The sequence below is a fragment of the Kineococcus indalonis genome (assembly GCF_009906395.1).
In the GTDB taxonomy this organism is placed as follows: Bacteria; Actinomycetota; Actinomycetes; order Actinomycetales; family Kineococcaceae; genus Kineococcus; species Kineococcus indalonis.
This window is the reverse complement of record NZ_JAAALM010000679.1, coordinates 1-1,754: the sequence shown is the minus strand read 5'-3', so window position 1 is coordinate 1,754 and position 1,754 is coordinate 1. Positions and strand designations below refer to the sequence as shown.

The following is a 1,754-nucleotide window of genomic DNA, read 5'->3' as shown; positions in this document are numbered from 1 at the left end:
GAGCGGTGCTGGACGTCACCGTCCCACTGTGCGGCACGCGGGCGGGCGGCGCCGGTCCGGTGCGCGCGGGCCCCGCGCACGTCGTGTGCAGCGGGTGTGCAGCGCTCGTGGACGGCCCCTGCCGGCGGGCCCGCGCGGGTGGCGCGGGCCCGCCGGGGCCCGGCTCAGCGGGAGGCGCGCTCCAGCGCGGCGAGCTCCTCGTCGGTGAGGTCCAGGTCCAGGGCGGCCAGCAGCGGGCCGACCTGCTCCACGGTGCGGGCGCTGGCGATGGGGGCCACCACGGTGGGCTGCGCCTTGAGCCAGGACAGCGCGACGGTGGCGACCTCGGCGCCGCGGGCGGTGGCGACCTCGTCCAGGGCGCTGAGCACGCGCTGGCCGCGGGGGGTGTCCAGGTGCGCGGAGGCCTTGGCGCTGCGGGCGCTGTCGGCGCTCTGGCCGGGGCGGTACTTGCCGGAGAGGAACCCGGAGGCCAGCGCGAAGTAGGGCACCATCGCCAGGCCGTTGGCGGCCACGACGTCGGCGGGGCCGGACTCGTACTCCTCGCGGCGCACGAGGTTGTACTCGTTCTGCAGGGCGACGTAGGCGGCGAGGCCCTCGCGGCGGGAGGTCTCCAGGGACTGCTGCAGGCGCGGGCCGGTGAAGTTGGAGGCGCCGATCGCGCGGACCTTGCCGGCGGTGACGAGCTCGTCGAAGGCGGCCAGGGTCTCCTCCACGGGCGTGCCCTCGTCGTCGGCGTGCGCCCAGTACAGGTCCACGCGGTCGGTGCCGAGGCGCTGCAGGGAGGCGTCGAGGGCCTTGCGGATGGTCGCGGCGCCCAGGCCCTCCAGGCCGGGGGCCTTGCCGACCTTGGTGGCGAGCACGACCGCGTCGCGCTTGCCGGACTTCGCGAACCAGCGGCCCAGGATCGTCTCGGAGATGCCGGCGCCGCCCTCGCTCCAGGCGGAGTAGACGTCGGCGGTGTCGATGAAGTCGCCGCCGCCGTCGACGAAGGCGTCGAGGACGCGGTGCGACTCCGCCTCGTCGGAGGTCCAGCCGAAGGTGTTCCCGCCCAGGCTCAGGGGGCGCACGTCGAGGTCGGAGGTGCCGATGCGGGTCATGCGCCCAGCACAGCACCGCTCGGCGGCGGGCGCGCGCGGAGCCACCCGTTCGGTGCACCGCGGGCAGGCAGTGCACTTGACGCCCACTTTGCACGGGGTGCAAATTTAAGGGGTGCCCACCCCGCCTCCCCTCGCACCGCTGCGCGAGCGCCGCCGCGCCGAGACGACCGCCGCCGTCGCCCGCGCCGCGCTCGAGCTGGCCTGCGAGCGCCCCTGGGCCGGGGTGACCGTCGACGACGTCGCCGCGCGCTCGGGCGTCTCGCGGCGCACGTTCTTCAACTACTTCCCCTCCAAGGACGAGGCGCTGCTGCACTTCGCCCCCGCCTGGGACGCCGACCTGCTCGCCGCGTTCCGCGAGGGCGGCGGCCCGGCCCTGGACGCGCTGGAGGAGCTGCTGGTCACCCACACCGAGCGCGCCCACGGCCACCGCGAGGACGCCCGGCGCTTCTTCGCCGTCGTGCACGACAACCCCGAGCTGCTGCCGGTGCTGCTGGGCCGCATCGCCGCCGTCGAGGAGGAGCTGGCCGCCGCCGTGCGCCGGCGCGAACCCGGCGCCGACGAGCTGCGCGCCCGCGTGCTGGCCTCCTGCGCCGCCTCCGTCTCGCGGGTGTCGGCCCGCTGCTGGATGGACGACCCGGACGCCGACCCCGTCGCCAC

2 protein-coding genes are annotated in these 1,754 nt (G+C 76.3%); one reads left to right on the top strand and one right to left on the bottom strand.

Features of this window, described 5'->3' with window-relative positions; genetic code table 11:
- Positions 1–164: 164 nt before the first annotated feature.
- On the bottom strand, positions 165–1,097 hold the full coding sequence (locus GTR00_RS20200) for an aldo/keto reductase (protein ID WP_166613325.1): 933 nt from the start codon (positions 1,095–1,097) through the stop codon (positions 165–167).
- Between the two features lie 112 nt (positions 1,098–1,209).
- On the opposite strand from GTR00_RS20200, the gene GTR00_RS20195 reads away from it, so the two are divergent.
- Positions 1,210–1,754, top strand: a 545-nt coding sequence (locus tag GTR00_RS20195) for a TetR/AcrR family transcriptional regulator (protein ID WP_166613324.1), incomplete at its 3' end; no start/stop codon positions are given.